Here is a 19,206-nt window from a genome sequence, read left to right as displayed (position 1 = left end):
GGCGGGGCGGGACGACGGGAGGAAGATTACGGGCCGCCCGCGGATTCCCGCCCACCGGCCGTCAGTCCAGCCCGCGCGCCCGGCGGAAGCGGGCCGCCCCGTCCGCCGGATCCACCAGCGGCTCCGGGTAGTCGTACGCCGCCCGCTCCCGCGCGTCCAGCGTCCACGGCCGGTGCACCGCGGCGCCCTCCAGCCGCGCCAACTCCGGTACCCAGCGCCGCACATACGCGCCGCGCGGATCGAACCGCCTGCCCTGGACGAGCGGGTTGAGCACCCGGTTGGGGCGGGTGTCGGTGCCGGTGCCCGCCATCCACTGCCAGTTCAGCTGGTTGTTGGCGAGGTCGCCGTCCACCAGCAGGTCCAGGAAGTGCCGCGCGCCCACCCGCCAGTCCGCGTACAGCGTCTTCGTCAGGAATCCGGCGACCAGCATCCGCGCGCGGTTGTGCATCCAGCCCTCGTGCAGCAGCTGCCGCATCGCCGCGTCCACGACCGGGTAGCCGGTGCGGCCCTCCTGCCACGCCGTCACCTCGGCGGTGTCCCGGCGCCAACAATCGCCCCTGGTGCGGTAGTCGCAGGACGCCGCGTCCGGGCGCGCGGCCAGCACCTGATGGTGGAAGTCCCGCCAGGCGAGCTGCCGTACGAAGGCCCGCGCGCCCGGATCGTCCCGGGTGGCCGCCTTGCGGACCAGCTCCACCGGCGAGAGGCAGCCGAAGTGCAGATACGGCGACAGACGCGAGGTGGCGTCGCCCGGCAGGTCGTCGTGCCGGTTCTCGTAGGCGGCCATACCGGACCGCTGCCAGGCCCCGAAGCGGCGGCGGCCCACCGTCTCGCCCCCTTCGGGCAGCGCCGGGGACGGACTCCCGCCGGGGCACAGGTCACCGGCGGCCGGGAGCGGATCGGAGCGCACCCCGTCCGGTACCGCCACGGTGCGCGGCGCGGGCCGCACCGTGCGCAGCCCCTCGGCCCGCCAGCGCCGGAAGTACGGCGTGAAGACGGCGAAATGGCCGCTGCCGCCGCCCGCGCGCCGCGCTCCCGTCGGCAGTACGGCGCCCGGCGGCACCGCCGTGATCACCCCGTCGTGCACCACGAGCGCCCGCCGCGCCGCAGCCAGCTCCGCGCCCAGTCGGCGCTCCCTGCGCAGCGCGTACGCCGAGACCCCGGCCGCGACGTGCACCTCACCGGCCCCGGTCTCCTCGGCCACCCGGCAGGTCTCGGCGACCACCTCACCCGTACGGATGATCAGCCGCCCGCCGCGGTCACGGAGCCCGGCCGCGAGATCGGCCAGCGCGTCTGCCAGGAACGCCGCGCGGTTGGGCACCATGAACCCCGCGTCCGCGACACCGGAGTCGACGACGAACAGCGGCACCACCCGGGTACCGGAGCGCAGCGCGGCATCCAGGACGGGCTGATCGTGCAACCGCAGATCAGAACTGAACAGACAAATCGTCACATCCATGACATAGCCTTACCGCACCCCGGCCCCGGCCTCTCCCGCACGGGTCCGGTACGGCGACGGCCCGGCCGGTCAGGCGAAGGCGAGCCCCCGCCACGGCGAGGCGGGATCCTGCGTGAGGACCCGGTGGACGTGCAGCGCCTCGGCGTACGGGGCGCCGAACCAGCCGTTGTCGAACGCGAGCATCCGGCCCAGCGCATACCCGGCGGCGAACTCGTCCCAGGAGCCGTACGCCTCCCTGGCCTGCGCGCCGGCCCGCAGGACCGCCTGCTCGGCCTGCGGCGGCGCGCACAGCCTGGCGCCCAGGCCCCAGCGGACGAGGTTCACGGCGTGGGCGAGGTCCAGCGCGACGAGCGAGACGACCCGGCCGCCCGCGGGCAGCAACCCGTCCGCGCGGAACCGCTCTTCGTAACGGGTCACCAGCTCGGGCACATCGGCGTCCCCGGTCTCCCCGTCGTCCTCCTTGCGGACCGCGGCGGGCTCCGCCTCGTCCCCCTCGCGGGCGGCGTCCTTTGGGGCGTCCTGTGTGCCGGCGGCGCGGGCGCGCAGTGCCTCCTCCGTGCCGGCCGGGACGAACTGCCCGCCGAGCAGCTGGTCAAGCCGCTGCTGCCAGGTCGCCGGATCGGTCACCGACCACTGGTCCCGCAGCGTCTGCGCGTCCGACGCGTGGTCGAGGAAGACGGTGCCCAGCTCGTTCCACGGGACGCTGTGGTGCACGGCGATCGGCGCCCCGCAGGCCAGGCCCTGGGCGAGCGGGCCGTGCAGCGGCCCCGCTGCGTGCGTGCTGAGCAGGCCGCCGGGCCGCACGCCGAACTGCCCGCGGGCCTGTAGCCAGACGGCGCGGTGCGCGGCCGTCGCGGCCAGATACGCGGCGCACGGCGTGCCCGGGTTGACCGCGAGGTGCCACTTGCCGTTCGGCCAGTCCTGCGCCAGTTCCTCCACCGAGACCCGGTCGAAGAACTGCTGCGGCTGCCAGGGCGGCAGCATCCCGCGGGTCAGGACGGGAATGCACTTCCCGCCCGCCACGGGGTCGTCGTAGACCGGCAGCGGATCCTGGCCCTGCTGCGGCACCGCCAAATACATGTCCTCGCCCGCGACGGCCGCGATCTGCCCGTCCCGGTCGCCACGCGCCGTCGCCTCACACAGCCGCCGCTCGATATCCGTCGGCGGCATCCATCCCGGAGTACCCACGGGAGTGACATTACGGCGCCCGGCGGTACGGGCGGCGCCCGGGTGGTTGCCGGACCGGCAAGGAACTTTGCTCCCCGGCGCTCCGGTACCGCAGGCTCGGCGCCATGACTCACGACGACCACCGTCACGGCTCCCGGCCCGCCCCCGCGCACACCGCCGCCCGCCACCACACCCACGACGGCTCGACGCAGATGGACTGGGCGGTGCTCGGCCCGCTGCTGGAGAGCGGCGCCGAACTGCACACCCCGGTCTTCGAACAGGCCGCCGCCTGGCTCCGTGAACTGCTCGCCCCGCCCGCGGCGGACGGCCGCGGCCCGGTACGCCGCATCCTCGACGTCGGCAGCGGGCCTGGTGTCACCACCTGTCTCCTCGCCCGCGCCTTCCCCGAGGCCGAGGTCGTCGCGGTGGACTCCAGCGAACCCCTGCTGGCCCGCGCCCGCGCCCGCGCCGACCGCCTCGGGCTCGCCGACCGCGTCCGCACCCACGTCGCCGAACTCCCGGACGGCCTGGACGCGCCGCCGGTCTCCGGTGACGGCGCCGGATCCGCCGACCGCCCCGCGTACGGACCGGTCGGCGACGCCGATCTGATCTGGACGAGCAAGGCCCTGCACCACGTGGGCGACCAGCAGCGCGCCGTCACCGCCCTCGCCCGCCACCTGCGGCCCGGCGGGCTGCTCGCCGTATCGGAAGGCGGGCTGGCCCCGCGGTCGCTGCCGCGCGACATCGGCATCGGCCGCCCCGGCCTCCAGGCCAGGCTCGAAGCGGCGACCGAGGAGTGGTTCGGGCAGATGAGGGCCGAGCTGCCGGGCGCCGCTGCCGTCGTCGAGGACTGGCCCGCGATGCTCACCGAAGCCGGCCTGCACACCCCGCGCACCCGCAGCTTCCTGCTGGACCTGCCGGCCCCGCTGTCCGCCGAGGCCCGCGCCTACGTCCTGGAGGGCCTGTCCCGCAGCGCCGAGATGCACGGCGACCTGCTCGCCCCCGACGACCTGGCCGCCATCGGCCGCCTCACCGACCCGGACGACCCGGCCGGCATCGCCCGCCGCCCCGACGTCTTCCTGCTCACCGCCCAGACCGTGCACACCGCCCGCGCACGCTGACGAGCCGCCGGTTCGACCCCGCCCTCAGTCCGGAGGGCGGGGCGGCGCGGTGTCCGTGCCCGGTCCGACCGGCCGTCTCCCGGCGGCGTGGCAGCCCCGGAGTCCGCTGGCTAAGCTCGGTGAGGGGGCCGACGACCCGATCGATGGAGGCTCCGATGAAGCTGGTGCCCGATCCGCGCGACGTGGCCCCGCGCCTCGCCACAGGCGCGTTCATCCTCAACTCCGGCCTCGGCAAACTCCACGCCGACCAGGCGACGGCCGAGGGCGTGCACGGCATGGCCTGCACGGCGTACCCCTTCCTGGAGAAGATCGAGGCCCAGAAGTTCACCAAGCTCCTGGCCTGCGCGGAACTCGCCGTCGGCGGCGCCCTGCTCGCCCCCTTCGTGCCCAGCCGGATCGCCGGTCTCGGCCTCACCGGGTTCTCCGCCGGCCTCGTCGGTCTCTACCTGCGCCTTCCCGGAATGCGTGAATCCGGCAGCCTGCGTCCCACCCCGGACGGCATCCCGCTGGCCAAGGACACCTGGATGATGGGGATCGGCCTCGGCCTGCTCAGCTCCGGGGTGCGCTGGTGCTGCCCGTCCGGCTCCCGGCGCGGCAGGCGGTGCCGCCGCCGCTGACGGACACGACGGCGCCGCCGCTCCACGGTGACGGGGCGGCGGCGCCGTTGCGAGGGGACGGTCGGGTCAGGCCACGTCGAAGGTGTCCGGGTCCGGGCCCAGCCGGGTGCCGTTGTCCAGCTCGGCGATGGCCGCGAGGTCGGCGTCGTCCAGCTCAAAGCCGAAGACGTCGATGTTCGCCGCGATGCGCGAGGGGGTCACCGACTTCGGGATGACGACGTTGCCGAGCTGGAGGTGCCAGCGCAGCACGACCTGGGCAGGGGTCTTGCCGTGCTTGTCCGCGATGCGGGCGAGCGACGGATCCTCCAGGAGTCCCTTGCCCTGGCCCAGCGGCGACCAGGCTTCGGTCGCGATGCGGTGGCGGGCATGCACGGCGCGGGCCTGTGCCTGTGCGAACTGCGGGTGCAGCTCGATCTGGTTGACCGCGGGCACGATGGACGTCTCGCCCAGCAGCCGCTCCAGGTGGGCGGGCCGGAAGTTGGAGACGCCGATGGCCTTGGCGCGGCCGTCCGCGTAGATCTTCTCGAAGGCGCGGTACGTGTCGATGTACGTGTCCTTGGCCGGCAGCGGCCAGTGGATGAGGTACAGGTCGACGTGGTCGAGGCCCAGCTTGGCGAGAGAGGCGTCGAAGGCGCGCAGAGTGGAGTCGTAGCCCTGCTCGGAGTTCCAGAGCTTCGTCGTGACGAACAGGTCGTCACGGGCGATGCCGGAAGCGGCGATGGCCCTTCCCGTGCCCTCTTCGTTGCCGTAGATGGCAGCGGTGTCGATGCTGCGGTAGCCCGCCTCAAGGGCGTGGCCGACGGCGGTGGCCGCCTCGTCGTCCGGCACCTGCCAGACGCCGAATCCGAGCTGCGGCATCGAGACGCCGTTGTTGAGCGTGATGGTGGGGACCTGGCTCACGGGGAATGCGATCCTTACGTCGGCTTTCGTGTTCGCGAATGACAACGATCATCCGCGCTCCCGCATTCCCGCACCGGCCCACGACATGCGGAGAATCACCCGATCCGTCGGCTCCGCCCGGCCGGTCAGCTCCGGTACAGCGCGTCCACCTCGACCAGGTAGGCCGCCTCGATCGCCCTGCGCTTCAGCTTCAGGGACGGCGTCAGCAGCCCGTGCTCCTCGCTGAACTGGTTGGCGAGTATCCGGAAGGTACGGATCGACTCGGCCTGCGAGACAAGGGTGTTGGCGGCGACCACCGCGCGCCGGATCTCGGTCTCCAGATCGGGGTCGCGCACCAGGTCGGTCGGCGGCAGCTCCGGCTTGCCCCGCATCGTCAGCCAGTGTGTGACGGCCTCCGGGTCGAGGGTCACAAGCGCCGCGATGAACGGCCTGTTGTTGCCGACGACGATGCACTGCGCCACCAGCGGGTGCGCCCGCACCCGCTCCTCCAGGACCACCGGTGACACCGTCTTGCCGCCGGAGGTGATCAGCACCTCCTTCTTGCGGCCGGTGATCGTCAGATAGCCGTCCTCGTCCAGCGCGCCCAGGTCGCCGGTGGCGAACCAGCCGTCGTGCAGTACGGCGTCGGTGGACTTGGTGTCGTTGAGGTAGCCGTGGAAGATCTGGCCGCCGTGCAGCCAGATCTCGCCGTCGTCGGCGATGTGCACGGTCGTGCCGGGGATCGGGGTGCCGACGGTGCCGAAGCGGGTGCGCTCGGGCGGGTTGGCGGTGGCGGCGGCGGTGCTCTCCGTCAGGCCGTAGCCCTCGAAGATCCGCACTCCGGCGCCGGCGAAGAACAGGCCGAGGCGGCGTTCCATCGCCGAGCCGCCGGACATCGCGTGCCGGACCCGGCCGCCCATCGCCTCCCTGACCTTGCTGTAGACGACCTTGTCGAAGAACTGGTGCTGCATCCGCAGCGAGGCGCCGGGCCCGCCGCCGGTGCCGAACGCCTTGTGTTCCATGGCCTCGGCGTAGCGGACCGCGACGTCGACGGCCTTGTCGAACGGGCCGAGCTTCCCCTCGGACTCCGCCTTGCGCCGGGCCGCGGCGAAGACCTTCTCGAAGACGTACGGCACCGCGAGGATGAAGCTGGGCCGGAAGGACTGGAGGTCGGGCAGCAGCGCGCGGGCGCTCAGCTCGGGCTGGTGCCCCAGCTTGACCCGGCCGCGGACGGCCGCGACCTGGACCATCCGCCCGAAGACGTGCGCCAGCGGCAGGAACAGCAGCGTGGACGCCTCGTCGCCCGGCTTGGCGTGGAACACCGACTCGTAGCGCTCGACGATGTTGTCGGCCTCGGCCATGAAGTTGGCGTGCGAGATGATGCAGCCCTTGGGGCGGCCGGTGGTGCCCGAGGTGTATATGAGCGTGGCCGTGGCGTCGGGGGTGACCGCCATCCGGTGGCGGTGCACGACGTCGTCGTCGATGTGCGCCCCGGCAGCGGTCAGTTCCGCCACCGGGTCCGCGTCGAGCTGCCACAGTTTGCGCAGTTGGGGCAGCCGGTCGATGACCGAGCCGACGGTCATCGCGTGGTCCTCGTGCTCGACCAGGCACGCCGAGACGTCCGCGTTGTGCAGCATCCAGAAGACCTGCTCGGCGGACGAGGTGGGGTAGAGCGGGACGGTCTGGGCGCCGATCGACCACAGGGCGAAGTCGAAAACGGTCCACTCGTAGCGGGTGCGGGACATGATGCCGACCCGGTCGCCGAAGCGGACGCCCTGGGCGAGCAGGCCCTTGGCGAGGGCGAGCACCTCGTCCCTGAACTGCCCCGCGGTGACGTCCTTCCAGTGCCCTTCGTCGTCCTTACGCGCGAGGGCGATCCGTCCGGGATCGGTGTCGGCGTGGTCGAAGACGGCGTCCGCCAGCCCGCCGACCCGGGGCGCGGTCGCCAAAGGCGGGACGGTGAACTCGCGCAATGACCCAGCTCCTCGTGGTACTCCTCACAGGGCCGCGACCGTACCCCACAGGAACGTCACGCGGGAGGTCCGTACCATGCCCCGCGCCCGGTTGCACAGTCCTTGGTCATCCGGCGAAACCGGGTCACTCCGGAGAAGACAGGACATGATCCGGTCGATTCGGTGCGGAACGATCACCACGCCGGGGCTTTATCTGCACCAAATCTCTGCAGGGTTTTCGGCTCTACGGCGCGGGTTCCGACCACTGTGGCGGGCCGGTACGGGTCGTGAGCGGCCCCCGGGGGAGTGGTAGCCGCGACGGTCCGGGGCGTGCAGGGCACAACAGTTCGGGACGGCTGGAAATCGACGGTAGGGGTAGGGGGGTTCGGGGGTTTTGCGGAGATCTGTCCGTGCGCTCGTCCGCCTAGGGGAGGTGCAGTCGGTCGCCGCCGGCCAGGATCGCGTCGGCCAGCGCCTCGGCGGGTCCGCGCTCCGCGCCGGAGCGCCGGCCGTACAGCAGGACGAAGTCCACGTCGCCCAGTTCGGGCAGTCCGGTCCGGGACGGGAGGCGTACCAGGCCGGGCGGGATCATGCCGAGGGTGTGGGCCATCACGCCGAGGCCCGCGCGGGTCGCCGCGATCAGCCCGTTCAGGCTGCCGCTGGTGCACGCGATGCGCCAGGCGCGGCCCTGGCGCTCCAGGGCGTCCAGCGCGCGGGCGCGGGTGACGGCGGGCGGCGGGAAGGCGACCAGCGGTACCGGACGGTGCGGATCGAGCCGCAGCCGGTCGGTGCCCACCCACACCAGGCGGTCCCGCCACACCAGTTGCCCGCGGGCCTCGTCGGAGTTCCGTTTCGCCAGCACCAGGTCGAGCCGGCCGGCCGCCAGCAGCTTGTGCAAGGTGCCCGACAGCTCGACGGTCAGCTCCAGGTCGACCTCGGGGTGCTCGCGGCGGAACCCCTCCAGGACCTCCGGCATCCGCGTCAGCACGAAGTCCTCGGACGCGCCGAACCGCAGCCGGCCGCGTAGCCGCGTCCCCGCGAAGAACCCGGCGGCCCGCTCGTTCGCCTCCAGGATGGTGCGGGCGAAGCCGAGCATGGCCTCACCGTCCTCGGTCAGCTCGACGCCGTGCGTATCCCGGGCGAACAGCCGCCGCCCGGCCGCCTCCTCCAGCTTGCGTACGTGCTGGCTCACGGTCGACTGCCGCAGCCCCATGCGCTGTGCGGCCTGGGTGAAGCTCAGCGTCTGCGCGACGGTCAGAAAAGTGCGTAGTTGTACGGGGTCGAACATCGGCCACCTCAATGGCGTAGAAGTGCGGCGCGCCTCTTGAAGCCGCAGGCCGGACGGGCATCATCATTCGTGATGACAGTGACCACGGTAAACGGGGTTCCCGATCGTCGGGGCGACCGGCAATCTGGCGAGGGCACCGTCCATGCCACCCGTGACCGCCGAACGACCTGAAGTGAGATCCATGCGCCGCCCTTCGTTTTCCCTGCCCTCCTGGCTGCCCGTGGACGGCTACATCCTGGCGCTCCTCGGGACGGTCGGGCTCGCCGCCCTGCTGCCCGCGTCCGGCCCGGCCGCCACCGTCGCGGACGGCGCCTCCACCGGCGCCGTCTCGCTGCTCTTCTTCCTCTACGGATCCCGCCTCTCCACCCGCGAGGCGATGACAGGGCTGCGCCACTGGCGGCTCCATCTGACCGCCCTGGCCTGCACGTTCGTGCTCTTCCCCGTGCTCGGCCTGGCGGCCCGCGTGCTGGTGCCGCACGTCCTGCCCGCCAACCTCTACACCGGGCTGCTGTTCCTGTGCCTGGTGCCGTCCACCATCCAGTCCTCCATCGCCTTCACCTCCATCGCGCGGGGCAACGTCGCGGCGGCGATCTGCGCCGGATCGTTCTCCAGCCTCATCGGCATCGTCGTCACGCCGCTGCTCGCCGCGCTGGTACTGGACGGCGAGGGCGCCGGCTTCTCGGCCGACTCGCTGGTCTCGATCGTCTGCCAGCTGTTGCTGCCGTTCCTGGCGGGCCAGTTGCTGCGCCGCTGGATCGGCGGTTTCATCACCCGGCACAAGAAGCTGCTCGGCTTCGTGGACCGCGGCTCGATCCTGCTCGTCGTCTACAGCGCCTTCAGCGCCGGCATGGTCGGAGGCATCTGGAGCCAGGTGTCGCCGCTGCGGCTGCTGATTCTGGTGGGTGTGCTGGCCGTGCTGCTCGCGGCGATGCTGACCGCGACGTCCTACGGCTCGAAGAAGCTGGGCTTCCACCGCGAGGACCGGATCGCCATCACCTTCGCCGGGTCGAAGAAGAGCCTGGCGGCGGGGCTGCCGATGGCCAGCGTGCTGTTCGGCGCGCAGGCCGGCCTCGCGGTGCTGCCGCTGATGGTCTTCCACCAGATGCAGCTGATGGTCTGCGCGGTGCTGGCGAAGCGGTACGCGGCGCAGGCGGCGGAGGAAGCGGTCGCCCCGGACGCACCGGCGGTGAGCGGCCGGCCGGCCGCCGACGAGGCCGCGGTGGGCGCCGGGAGTTCCCGGGGATAGCGGCGGATCGCAGGTACCCGGGCCCGGCGGACCGCCGGGCCCGGTCGCGGTCAGCGGCCCCGTACCCGGTCGAGCGGGAGCCGCAGCACCGTCGGCCCTGACGGTGCGGCGCCCGTGGTGCGCAGGCCGGTCAGCTCCTGGTCGGTCAGCGCCCTGCGGTAGACGCCGACCTCGTCGAGCGCGCCGGTGAACTGCGCCCGGCCGTCGAGCCGTTGGCCGAGGTGCACGCCGAAGACGGAGCCGCGGCTGACCGAGCCCGGCACGTCCTGCGCCGTCGTGGTCGCCGCGCCGTCCACGGTCAGCCGCAGCCGTCCGCCGCCGCGGCGCAGGGCGAGATGGTGCCAGCGCCCGTCGTTGTAGGAACCCGCCGTGGAGACCGCGGCGGTGGCCGGGCGCGTCGCGCCTTCCACGGCGGTCAGCCGGCCGGTGATCCTGCCGTGCGCCGGGTCGCCGACCAGCGTGACCTGCGGTGCCGCGGCGCCGGACCCGCCCATCCACAGCAGTGGCTGCTCGCCGCCGGTCGCGTCGTAACGGAACCAGAGGCTGCACGTGAAGGCGTCGGTGCCCAGGGGGAGCGAAGCGCGGAACGGGAAGCGGACCGCGTCGTCGCTGCCGTCGAAGGCCAGGGCGCGGCCGAAGACGCCGTCGGTGGTCCTGGCCCCGCCCAGGACCAGGGCGCCGGGAGCGCCCGGGGCGGTGTCCCGGGTCGTCGGATCGGGGGCGCGGCGTGGGCCGAGCCACTGCTGGGTGAAGCGGGCGAAGCGCAGTTCGTCGCGGGCGTCGGCGGCGCCGCCTTCGTAGAACAGGCCGGTGACGTCGGGGGAGATGGCGACCAGGTCCGAGTAGCCGGACCAGTCTGTGGTGACGCGGGCGCCCCGGTCGGCACCCTCCCAGGTGCGGCCCTCGTCCCAGGAGGAGCGGATGGTCATGGTGCGGCGCCGTTCGGGGTCGGCGGGCGCCGCGAGCAGCGTCCGGCCGTGGCCGCCGGTGGTGTGGGACGGGGGAAGGCGGAGCGCCGATGCCTGCACCATCGGGGTGTAGAGGTCGGGGAGTGCGCGGAACGGGGTGCTGAAGGAGTCGCCGCCGTCTTGGCTGACCGCGACGGTGCGGTGGCCGAGGTCCGTACCGTCCTGCTCGCGCCCGTTGACGTAGACCGAGCCGTCGGAGCGTTCCAGGAGGGCCATTTCGGAGGGTTTTTGGCGGAAGGTGCCGGCCCATTGCGGGCTCCCGTCGTTCGTCGACGGCACCCGGGGTGCGGTGACCGCGGCGATCGGCCAGCTGTCGACGGCGCCGACCCGCCAGGTGTCACCGCCGTCGTCGCTGTGGACGAGGGCCGCGTGGTTGGCGGTGACCCGGCCGTCCGCGTAGCTCTCGGCGTTGACGCCGACGATCAGCCGTCCCGCGTGCCGCCCGCGCGTGAGCTGGATGCCGTGCACGGGGCCCGTCGTGTACCAGGAGTTCCACTGCGGGGGCCGGATGGCGGGGGTGAGGTCGCGGGGCGCCGACCAGGTGGCGCCGTCGTCGTCGCTGTACTGGAGATGGGGGGTGCGGTCGCAGGGGATGGCGCAGTTGAGGCCGTCGGTGCGGCCGGTGTTGTAGGTCTCGGCGAGGACGATGCGGCCGGTGCGGCGGTCGACGACGGGCATCGGATTGCCGTGGGTGTCGCCGCCGCCCTCGTTGACGACCTGGAGCGGGCCCCAGGTGCGGCCACCGTCGGCCGAGCGCTTGAGGACGAGGTCGATGTCGCCGGCGTCACCGCAGTCGTGCACCCGCCCCTCGGCGAAGGCGAGCAGGGTGCCGCGCGTCGACTCGACGACGGCCGGTATGCGGAAGCAGGCGTAGCCCTCTTCGCTGTCCGCCCTGAAGAGGACCTGCTGGTCGAACCCGCCCGCCGGGCCGGTGCTCCGCGCCCAGGCCGGGAGCGTGGCGGTGCGGCCGGGTGCGGCACCGGCCTGGGTGGTGGGGAGCAGGGTGAGCGCCGCGGTGGCCAGTGCGGCGAAGACGGCGATGGCGCGCCGCCGGGGTCTGCTGCGGGGAGTGGAGTGTGCGCGGAGAACTGACGTCATGGTCCGGCCTGCCCTTCGAGGCGTCGGGCGTCGGTCATCAGGACAGGACATCCCACGTCCCATGTCCTGTGACGGAACGTACTGCCGCCGCTACAGCGCGACAAGGAGTGTGCGCCGGTTGGCCCGTCCCGGACCGGAATTCACCCGCCCGGACCGTGGCGGGCGCGCCGTCGGCGCCGCGTACGCCGGGCGCGTACCGCTGCCGTGCGCCCGGCGCCCGACGGTGTCACGGCCGCAGCACGACCTTGCCCAGATTGCTGCGGGCCTCGATGATCGCGTGCGCCTTCGACGCGTCGGCAAGCGGCAGTTCGGCATGCACAGCAGCCCGCAGCCGACCGGAGCCGGCCAGCTCCCACAGCTGGGTGTGGTGCCGGTCGTACAGCTCCCGGTGCGCGGTGGAGAAGTGCCGCATCGTCAGCCCGGTGAGGGTCTTGGACCCGGCGAGCAGCTCGTACGCCGGGACCGTGCCGCCGCCGGAGTTGAAGAAGATCAGCCGGCCGCCGGTGGCCAGCGCGCCGAGTGCGCGCGGCAGCAGCTCGCCGCCCACGCCGTCCAGGACGATATCGGCCGGCTCGCCCCAGGATGCCTGGTCGTACGTGACGACCTCGTCGGCACCCAGTGCGCGCACGAAGTCCGCCTTGGCCTCGGATCCGACGGCCGCCACCACGCGCGGCACGCCCCGGAGCTTGGCCAGCTGGACCGCGAGGTGTCCGGTACCGCTGGCCGCGCCGGTGATCAGGACGGACTCGGTGCCGGTCGGCGCCGCGGTGTCGAGTGCGGCGAGCGCGACGTGCCCGCCGCGGACCAGGGCGACGGCCTGCACCGCGCTCGCGCCGTCGGGGATGTGGCTGGCCAGGAGCGCCGGGGCGAGGGCGAGTTCGGCGTACGAGCCGGTGAGGGTGAGCGAGGTGACGCGGTCGCCGACGGCGAAGCCGGTGGTCTCCGGGCCGAGTGCGACGACCTCGCCGGCGATCTCGCCGCCGATGACGCCGGGCAGCGGGTCGCCGCCGCCGTTGCCGTCACCGCGCACCCGGCGCACGCACGGCAGCGTGACGCCGATCGCCGCCGTCCGCACGAGGAGTTCGCCGGGGCCGGGGACGGGCGGCTCGGCCTCTTCGGCGCGCAGGACTTCGGGGCCGCCGTAGGTGTAATGCCGAATGCGCCGCATGGGCGGATACCTCCGGAGATTTCGTTGGGGGGACCAATGGTAATCGCTATCCATGGGGACCGCCAACGTTTTTCCGTTGGGAGTCCCCATGGATTCTCGGTAGCCTGGCGCCATGGCCGACACCCCGTACGCCCCCAGTCGTATCCGTGTGCTCCCCAGTTGGCTGCTGGGCCGTGCCGCCGCCCGCGGGCACCGGCTCGTCGCCGATGCGCTGGCCGCCGAAGGGATGCGGATGATGCATCACGCCGTGCTGTCGGCCGTCGCCGAGAGCGGCCCGGTCTCACAGGCGGACCTGGGCCGCACGTTGGGCATCGACCCCAAGGACATGGTCGCCGTCGTCAACGACCTCCAGAAGGACGGTCTTGTCACCCGCAGTCCCGACGCCAGGGACCGGCGGAAGAACGCCGTCGAGATCTCCGCCGAGGGACGGCGCAGGCTGCGCCGTACGCAGAAGCTCGGCGATGAGGCCAACGCGGAACTGACCGCGGCCCTGACACCGGACGAGCGCGCCCAGTTGGTCGCCCTGCTCACCCGGATCGTGCGACCCGGGGAGGGCTGAAGGCCACCCGGGGTGTGGCCCCGGGGAGCGGGCCGTATGCGGGCCGGCGGCGCAGGGGGCGCGCTTTTCGCCGGCCGGCCCGCCGGTCCGTGTCGCGGGGGGCCTCAGGCCCGCCCTGCCGGGGCCGGCAGGGCGATCCGGTGCTCGCCCGCGTACACGTTCATGGAGGCGCCGCGCAGGAAGCCGACCAGCGTCAGGCCGGTCTCGGCGGCGAGGTCGACGGCGAGCGAGGACGGAGCGGAGACGGCCGCGAGGACGGGGATGCCGGCCATCACCGCCTTCTGCGCCAGCTCGAAGGACGCCCGCCCCGACACCATCAGCACGCTCGACGACAGCGGCAGCAGGCCCTGTTGCAGCGCCCGGCCGACGATCTTGTCGACGGCGTTGTGCCGCCCGACGTCCTCCCGTATGTCGAGCAGTTCACCGTCCGTGCTGAACAGCGCCGCCGCGTGCAGGCCCCCGGTCCGGTCGAAGACGCGCTGGGCGGCCCGGAGCCGGTCGGGGAGGACGCTCAGGGTCGCCGGGTCGATCCGGACCGGGGTGTCGTCGGAGGTGTCGAGCGCCCAGCGCGCCGTGGTGCGCACCGCGTCCAGGCTCGCCTTGCCGCACAGGCCGCAGGACGACGTGGTGTAGACGTTGCGCTCCAGGGTGATGTCGGGGACCGGCACGCCGTGCGCCAGGCGCACGTCGACGACGTTGTAGGTGTTCACGCCTCCCTCGGCCACGGCCAGGGGCGTCCCCTCGCTGCCGACGGCGCCCGCGCAGTAGACGATGTGCGCCAGCTCGTCGGCGGACGCCAGGACTCCCTCGCTGACGAGGAAGCCGGCGGCCAGCGCGAAGTCGTCACCCGGTGTCCGCATGGTGATGGCCAGGGGCTTGCCGCCCAGCCGTATCTCCATCGGCTCCTCGGCGACGAGCGTGTCCGGGCGGGTGGTGGTCTGCACCCCGTCGCGGATGCGGATGACGCGGCGTCGCTCGGTGACCCGTCCCATGTCTGATCAGTCCCGTCCTCACCGGTGCAGCTCGTCCGGTGCGCTCTGTGCGGCCGGCCGAAGCGGTTCCCGTGCGGGGGCCGCCGGGGGCCACCGGACCGTGCTGCGGCCCTGTGGCCTCGGCCCTTGACGCTCTCATTGTCCTGTACGTGCCGGACGGGGCGGCGGACGGCGCCATGAGCGGCGTGCGCCGGCGCTCCGGGCGGCCGACAAGGTGAGCAGGCATTGTCTACAGTATTCGGCCCGCGACCGGCAAGGGGGTGGAGGTGAGGGGTGTGGTGAGGGGAGGGTTTCGGTCAACTCCCGTTCTCAGGAACGGAGTTCGTTCCCGCCGAAGGTCCCCGAGGCATCGGAAGCGGCCCACTGCCGCGCCAGCGCTTCCCGGTCCAGCGCCGGCCAGTCCGGCGTCTCCAGGACCAGCCACCGGCCGAGCCGCCGACCCAGCTCCACCATCGACCGGCCGGTCGCGCCCCGCCCGCTGCCGTACGCCGCCAGGGAACCGGGCCGCTCGCGGACGGTGTGCAGCACCCGCTCCAGTGCGGCGGCGTCCTGGAGCGCCTTGACCGCGCCGGCCCCCGTGTGCGGTCGCGCGACGGTGGCCGCGTCGCCGGCCAGCAGCAGCCTTCCGGAGACGTAGTCGGGCGCGGTGAAGTCGTAGAGCGGCTGGACGAAGCGTTCCGCGGCGGGTGTCAGGCGGATCAGTCCGCCCCAGTACGGGGGCAGCAACTCGTCGGCGACATGGCGGAGATGGGTGTGCAGCGCGTCGGAGAGAGTGCCGGGCGGCAGGCTGGTGGGGGTGTCCAGGTGGAGGCCGAGGCCCGGGGGCGGGGTGGTGTAGAGGACCCAGTTGGCGCGGTGGCCGCCCCGGCCGTCGGGAATGCGGTAGATGATGACGTGGCCGCCGGGGAAGACGGCGTAGACACAGTCCTCATCGGCCCAGCCGGACGGCGGCATGCCGGGCAGGTCGAGGGTGGCGAGCAGCTCGCAGGGGACCGCGCCGCGCCAGGCCAGATAACCGGCGTAGGCGGGCCGGACACCGGGGAACGCCGCCTGCCGCACCGCCGAGCGGTAGCCGTCGGCGCCGATGACCAGGTCGTAGCGGTGGGTGTCGTCTGCGCCTTCGCCTGCGCAGCGCAGCGTGGCGCCATCGGCCGTCGCCGCGACCTCGCGCACCGTCGCCCCGGCGCGGAAGGTGACGTCCGCCGGCAGCCGCCGCCGTAACTCCCGCCAGAGCGGCCCCCAGCAGGAGGAGCGGAACGGGAACGGCAGGGCGGCGATCTCCCGGCCGAACGGGGCGCGGCCGTCCCTGACGTACCAGCGGCGGGTGGTCAGCCGGACCCACGGCATCGAGGCGTCGAGGTAGCCGGCGGCGGCCAGTTCGGCGTAGCGGTCGTTGTGCACCGCGACGCCGGCGCCGCGGTCGGCCAGCTGTCCGGCGGCCCGCTCGAAGACGGTGATCCGGCCGGCGCCCGCGCGGTGTGCGGCGAGCGCGGTCGCGCAGCCTGCGACGCTGCCGCCGACGATCGCGATGTCGGCCCCCGCCGTCGTGAACCCGCTGTTGCGCATGGTTGTCGCCCCCTGCCGGGCGCCGGGGATCCGGCGCTTCCTGCCGACGGTGCCGCCGGCCCCAAGGGGGTTCATTCTCCCAGCAGTTGGCGAGGGCGGGAGAGGGCAGGGGCGGCAGATCGGTGGTCGTCCTGCGCGGGGGAGGGGGAGTCGGTAGACTGTAGACGATAACCAATTGCGACAGCCCACGCGTGAGAGCCGTGAGCGATAGCCCATCGCACCGTGTTGTGCCGTTCCGTCGTCGCGCGGGCCGATGCCGTCGGCCCGCGGTCCTGTAGGTGCGTACGCTCCTGCAGACGTCCACAGAGGGGGATCTCGATGCTGTCCACCGGACTTCCGCAGGGTGCCGTCCCGAAGCTCGAACGGCCGGGGCCGCTGCGTGAACGGGTCTACGAAGCGCTGCTGGAGCTGATCACCACCCGCGCGCTGCGCCCGGGGCAGCATCTGGTCGAGAGCGAACTCGCCGGTCACCTGGGCGTATCCCGGCAGCCGGTGCGCGAGGCGTTGCAGCGGCTGAACACCGACGGCTGGATCGATCTGCGGCCCGCGCAGGGCGCGTTCGTGCACGAGCCGACCGAGGAGGAGGCCGATCAGCTGCTGACCGTCCGTACGCTCCTTGAGGCCGAGGCGGCCGGTCTTGCCGCGGCGGCCAGCGGGTCCGCGGGCATCGCGGAGCTGGAGGCGCTGTGTGCCACCGGCGAGCGCGCGGTGCACGACGACGACGTGGACGGCGCGGTCGCGGCCAACGCCGCCTTCCACGACAAGGTGATGGAACTCGCCGGCAACACCGTGCTCGCCGAACTGTCCGCGCAGGTCGGGAGACGGGTGCGGTGGTACTACACACCGGTGGCCAGACAGCGCGGCAAGCAGTCCTGGATCGAACACCGGGAGCTGATCGAGGCAATCGCCGACCGTGACGCGGCCCGCGCCGCGGCCGTCATGCGGACGCACACCGAACACACCCGCCGCACCTACCACGAACGCGCGCAGACCTGACACCCGAGCTGCCTGGCTCCGGGCGGTCCGGCTCCGTGCCGCCCGGCTCCGGGCGGTCCGGTCCGCTTCCCGAGACGCACATCGGCGGCGTCCCGATCGGCGGGTAATGTGCACCCGTTCACGCACCACCGATGACGAATGGCGAGAGGTACATGAGCGAAGGGACAGCAGCGGCGGCCGGCGACGCGGCCCGCGTCGCCGACGAGGCGGCCCGGGAACGGCTGCTCCACCTGCGCAGTAGCATCGACAACCTCGACGCCGCGCTGGTGCATCTGCTCGCCGAGCGCTTCAAGTGCACCCAGCAGGTAGGCGAGTTGAAGGCCAGGCACAGCCTGCCGCCCGCCGACCCGGCCCGCGAGGCGGCCCAGATCGAGCGGCTGCGCACCCTGGCGGCCGACGCCAGGCTCGACCCGGCCTTCGCCGAGAAGTTCCTGAACTTCATCATCAGCGAGGTCGTACGGCACCACCGGGCGATTGCCGACCGCACGCTGGAGGAGAACGGCACCCCGGAAGGCTGACGCGTACGGCAGGTCCTGCACAGCAGGCGAGGCGGGCGGCGCCGATGAGGCACCGTCCGCCTTCGTCATCCTGCCGGCCGCTGTCCGCCGCGGCCCGGCCGGCTCAGATCAGCTCACGGCTGATCGGCCGCGGATTGGGCAGCACCTTGCGCACCCGCGGCTTGCCCGGCTGTCGCAGCAGCAGCGCGCAGCCGGCCGCCAGCATGGAGATGCCGCCGGCCAGCGCGTAGGCGCCGTCGTAGCCCCAGGCGTGCACCACCATCGACCCCAGGCCGCCGCCGAACAGCCCGCTGATCAGCTTGCCGCTGTAGACCAGGCCGTAGTTGCTGGCGTTGTAGTTCTCGCCGAAGTAGTCGGGGGTCAGCGCCGCGAACAGCGGGTAGAACGCGCCGCCGCCGAACCCCGAGAGGAAGGCGAAGACCAGGAACAGCCACTGGCTGTGGAGGGTGCCGGCCCAGATCACGCCGAACTGCGCGAGGCCCAGCACGACGATGACGAACACCAGCGTCGCCTTGCGGCCCCACAGGTCGGAGAGCCAGCCCACCACCCCGCGTCCGACGCCGTTGACGACGGACATCACACCCATCGACGAGGCGGCTACCAGCGGGCCGAAGCCGACCTCCTTCGCGAAGTCCACCTGGTAGGAGATCCCGAATATCGAGACGCCCGCGGTCATCACGACCGTGACCCACATCAGCGGAAGCATGCCGCTGCGGAAGGCTTCCTTGGGTGTGTACTGCTTCGCCGCGGGAGGATTCTTCGCCAGGCTCGCCGCGCTCTTCTTGTTGCCGGCGAAGTGATTGGGGTCTCCCCTGCTCGAATCGTGCTGAGAGCTTGGGGAAGGGTCGATGTCGGCCGGCCACCAGTTCTTCGGCGGGTCCTTGAAGAACCAGGCGCAGATCGACACGACGATCAGTACGTATACGCCGATCAGATCCAGCACTTCGGTGAAATTGCTGGTGTCGAACGCGTAGTTGAAGATGAAGATGAACGGCAGCGCGCCGTAGGCGAATCCACCGTTGACGAATCCGGTCTTCGCGCCCCGCCGTTCCGGGAACCATTTGCCGACCATGTTGATGCAGGTGGCATAGACCAGACCGGAACCCAGACCGCCGACCACGCCGAATCCGCAGATCGCCAGGAAGACGTTGTCCAGGTGTGCGAGGGCGACGAAGCCGATGAGGCAGAGCGCCGCCCCGAGGTAGGTGGCCTGGCGGGCGGTGAGCAGGCCCCGCTCACGCAGCCAGCCGGCCGGGAAGGCGATGCCCGCCTGGAAGAAGATCCAGACGCTCAGGATCCAGAAGGTGTTGCTCTGCGACCAGCCGTGCGCGTGCGACAGGGTGTCCTCGGCTGAGCCGTAGGCGTACTCGAAGACGCTGATCGCGATCATCGCGATCCACGGCAGGTACACCATGATTTTGCGGGAATGCCCGAGCAGATCCCGGTCGGTTTCCCCGATCCGGTAGACGCGCCCTTTGCTGTCCGTGACTTCCCGGAATGCGGCACCGCCGGCCGCATTCCGGTCGTTCGTTGTGCTCATGTGGTCCCCTTGGAATCGAAAGAACTCGGTCAGCGCCCCCTGTCCGAACCTTTTTCGCGCTCCAGGAGAGCGGGG

General features: G+C 72.5%; 16 protein-coding genes. 6 read left to right on the top strand and 10 right to left on the bottom strand.

Translation table 11 applies throughout. From position 1 onward, the window contains the following. Nucleotides 1-61: 61 nt before the first annotated feature. On the bottom strand, nucleotides 62-1,456 hold the full coding sequence (locus ACGFNI_RS08560) for a cryptochrome/photolyase family protein (RefSeq protein ID WP_393681844.1): 1,395 nt from the start codon (nucleotides 1,454-1,456) through the stop codon (nucleotides 62-64). 69 nt (nucleotides 1,457-1,525) lie between these two features. Further along, on the bottom strand, nucleotides 1,526-2,626 hold the full coding sequence (locus ACGFNI_RS08555) for a DUF1266 domain-containing protein (RefSeq protein ID WP_393681843.1): 1,101 nt from the start codon (nucleotides 2,624-2,626) through the stop codon (nucleotides 1,526-1,528). 122 nt (nucleotides 2,627-2,748) lie between these two features. Between ACGFNI_RS08555 and ACGFNI_RS08550 the strand changes: the two genes are divergently transcribed. Together ACGFNI_RS08550 and ACGFNI_RS08545 are read left to right on the top strand one after the other, a co-directional pair. Next, entirely contained in the window at nucleotides 2,749-3,744 is a 996-nt protein-coding gene (locus ACGFNI_RS08550) for a class I SAM-dependent methyltransferase (protein WP_393681841.1), read from the top strand. A 155-nt stretch (nucleotides 3,745-3,899) separates the two neighbouring features. Further along, nucleotides 3,900-4,361: a hypothetical protein gene (locus ACGFNI_RS08545; protein ID WP_393681839.1), complete on the top strand. Its 462-nt coding sequence runs from the start codon at nucleotides 3,900-3,902 to the stop codon at nucleotides 4,359-4,361. Between the two features lie 66 nt (nucleotides 4,362-4,427). Here the strand turns inward: ACGFNI_RS08545 and ACGFNI_RS08540 are convergent, their stop codons facing one another. From ACGFNI_RS08540 to ACGFNI_RS08530, 3 genes are all read right to left on the bottom strand, one after another. Further along, the gene (locus ACGFNI_RS08540) at nucleotides 4,428-5,261 is read right to left on the bottom strand and encodes an aldo/keto reductase (RefSeq protein WP_393681838.1); all 834 of its coding nucleotides are present in this window, start codon (nucleotides 5,259-5,261) and stop codon (nucleotides 4,428-4,430) included. 125 nt (nucleotides 5,262-5,386) lie between these two features. Beyond that, nucleotides 5,387-7,213, bottom strand: a complete 1,827-nt coding sequence (locus tag ACGFNI_RS08535; protein ID WP_393681837.1) for an AMP-dependent synthetase/ligase — start codon at nucleotides 7,211-7,213, stop codon at nucleotides 5,387-5,389. Between the two features lie 403 nt (nucleotides 7,214-7,616). Next, nucleotides 7,617-8,480: a LysR substrate-binding domain-containing protein gene (locus ACGFNI_RS08530; protein ID WP_393681836.1), complete on the bottom strand. Its 864-nt coding sequence runs from the start codon at nucleotides 8,478-8,480 to the stop codon at nucleotides 7,617-7,619. Between the two features lie 181 nt (nucleotides 8,481-8,661). Here ACGFNI_RS08530 and ACGFNI_RS08525 point away from each other — a divergent pair, with 181 nt between their 5' ends. Beyond that, nucleotides 8,662-9,726, top strand: a complete 1,065-nt coding sequence (locus ACGFNI_RS08525) for a bile acid:sodium symporter family protein (protein WP_393681834.1) — start codon at nucleotides 8,662-8,664, stop codon at nucleotides 9,724-9,726. A 50-nt stretch (nucleotides 9,727-9,776) separates the two neighbouring features. Here the strand turns inward: ACGFNI_RS08525 and ACGFNI_RS08520 are convergent, their stop codons facing one another. Next, on the bottom strand, nucleotides 9,777-11,792 hold the full coding sequence (locus ACGFNI_RS08520) for an exo-alpha-sialidase (RefSeq protein WP_393681832.1): 2,016 nt from the start codon (nucleotides 11,790-11,792) through the stop codon (nucleotides 9,777-9,779). A gap of 226 nt (nucleotides 11,793-12,018) precedes the next feature. Next, nucleotides 12,019-12,960 carry a zinc-binding alcohol dehydrogenase family protein gene (locus tag ACGFNI_RS08515; protein WP_393681831.1) on the bottom strand — a complete coding sequence of 314 codons (942 nt, stop codon included), beginning with the start codon at nucleotides 12,958-12,960 and terminating at the stop codon, nucleotides 12,019-12,021. Nucleotides 12,961-13,072: 112 nt separating this feature from the next. On the opposite strand from ACGFNI_RS08515, the gene ACGFNI_RS08510 reads away from it, so the two are divergent. Continuing rightward, nucleotides 13,073-13,519, top strand: a complete 447-nt coding sequence (locus tag ACGFNI_RS08510; RefSeq protein ID WP_393681829.1) for a MarR family winged helix-turn-helix transcriptional regulator — start codon at nucleotides 13,073-13,075, stop codon at nucleotides 13,517-13,519. 104 nt (nucleotides 13,520-13,623) lie between these two features. On the opposite strand, the gene fdhD is transcribed toward ACGFNI_RS08510, so the two are convergent. Both fdhD and ACGFNI_RS08500 read right to left on the bottom strand, forming a co-directional pair. Next, entirely contained in the window at nucleotides 13,624-14,511 is an 888-nt protein-coding gene (fdhD, locus tag ACGFNI_RS08505) for a formate dehydrogenase accessory sulfurtransferase FdhD (RefSeq protein ID WP_393681828.1), read from the bottom strand. 309 nt (nucleotides 14,512-14,820) lie between these two features. After that, nucleotides 14,821-16,077 (bottom strand): FAD-dependent monooxygenase, encoded by a 1,257-nt coding sequence (locus ACGFNI_RS08500; protein WP_393681827.1) that lies wholly within the window; start codon nucleotides 16,075-16,077, stop codon nucleotides 14,821-14,823. Between the two features lie 318 nt (nucleotides 16,078-16,395). Here ACGFNI_RS08500 and ACGFNI_RS08495 point away from each other — a divergent pair, with 318 nt between their 5' ends. Together ACGFNI_RS08495 and ACGFNI_RS08490 are read left to right on the top strand one after the other, a co-directional pair. After that, the gene (locus ACGFNI_RS08495; RefSeq protein WP_393681825.1) at nucleotides 16,396-17,073 is read left to right on the top strand and encodes a GntR family transcriptional regulator; all 678 of its coding nucleotides are present in this window, start codon (nucleotides 16,396-16,398) and stop codon (nucleotides 17,071-17,073) included. 152 nt (nucleotides 17,074-17,225) lie between these two features. Next, the gene (locus ACGFNI_RS08490; protein ID WP_393681823.1) at nucleotides 17,226-17,591 is read left to right on the top strand and encodes a chorismate mutase; all 366 of its coding nucleotides are present in this window, start codon (nucleotides 17,226-17,228) and stop codon (nucleotides 17,589-17,591) included. A 103-nt stretch (nucleotides 17,592-17,694) separates the two neighbouring features. On the opposite strand, the gene ACGFNI_RS08485 is transcribed toward ACGFNI_RS08490, so the two are convergent. Beyond that, nucleotides 17,695-19,131 carry an OFA family MFS transporter gene (locus tag ACGFNI_RS08485; protein WP_393681822.1) on the bottom strand — a complete coding sequence of 479 codons (1,437 nt, stop codon included), beginning with the start codon at nucleotides 19,129-19,131 and terminating at the stop codon, nucleotides 17,695-17,697. Nucleotides 19,132-19,206: the final 75 nt, after the last annotated feature.

Origin of the sequence: Streptomyces sp. NPDC048644 (genome assembly GCF_043199105.1) — a bacterium.
Classification (GTDB): domain Bacteria; phylum Actinomycetota; class Actinomycetes; order Streptomycetales; family Streptomycetaceae; genus Streptomyces.
The sequence above is the reverse complement of the archived record's forward strand: the minus strand, read 5'-3'. Positions and strand labels throughout refer to the sequence as shown.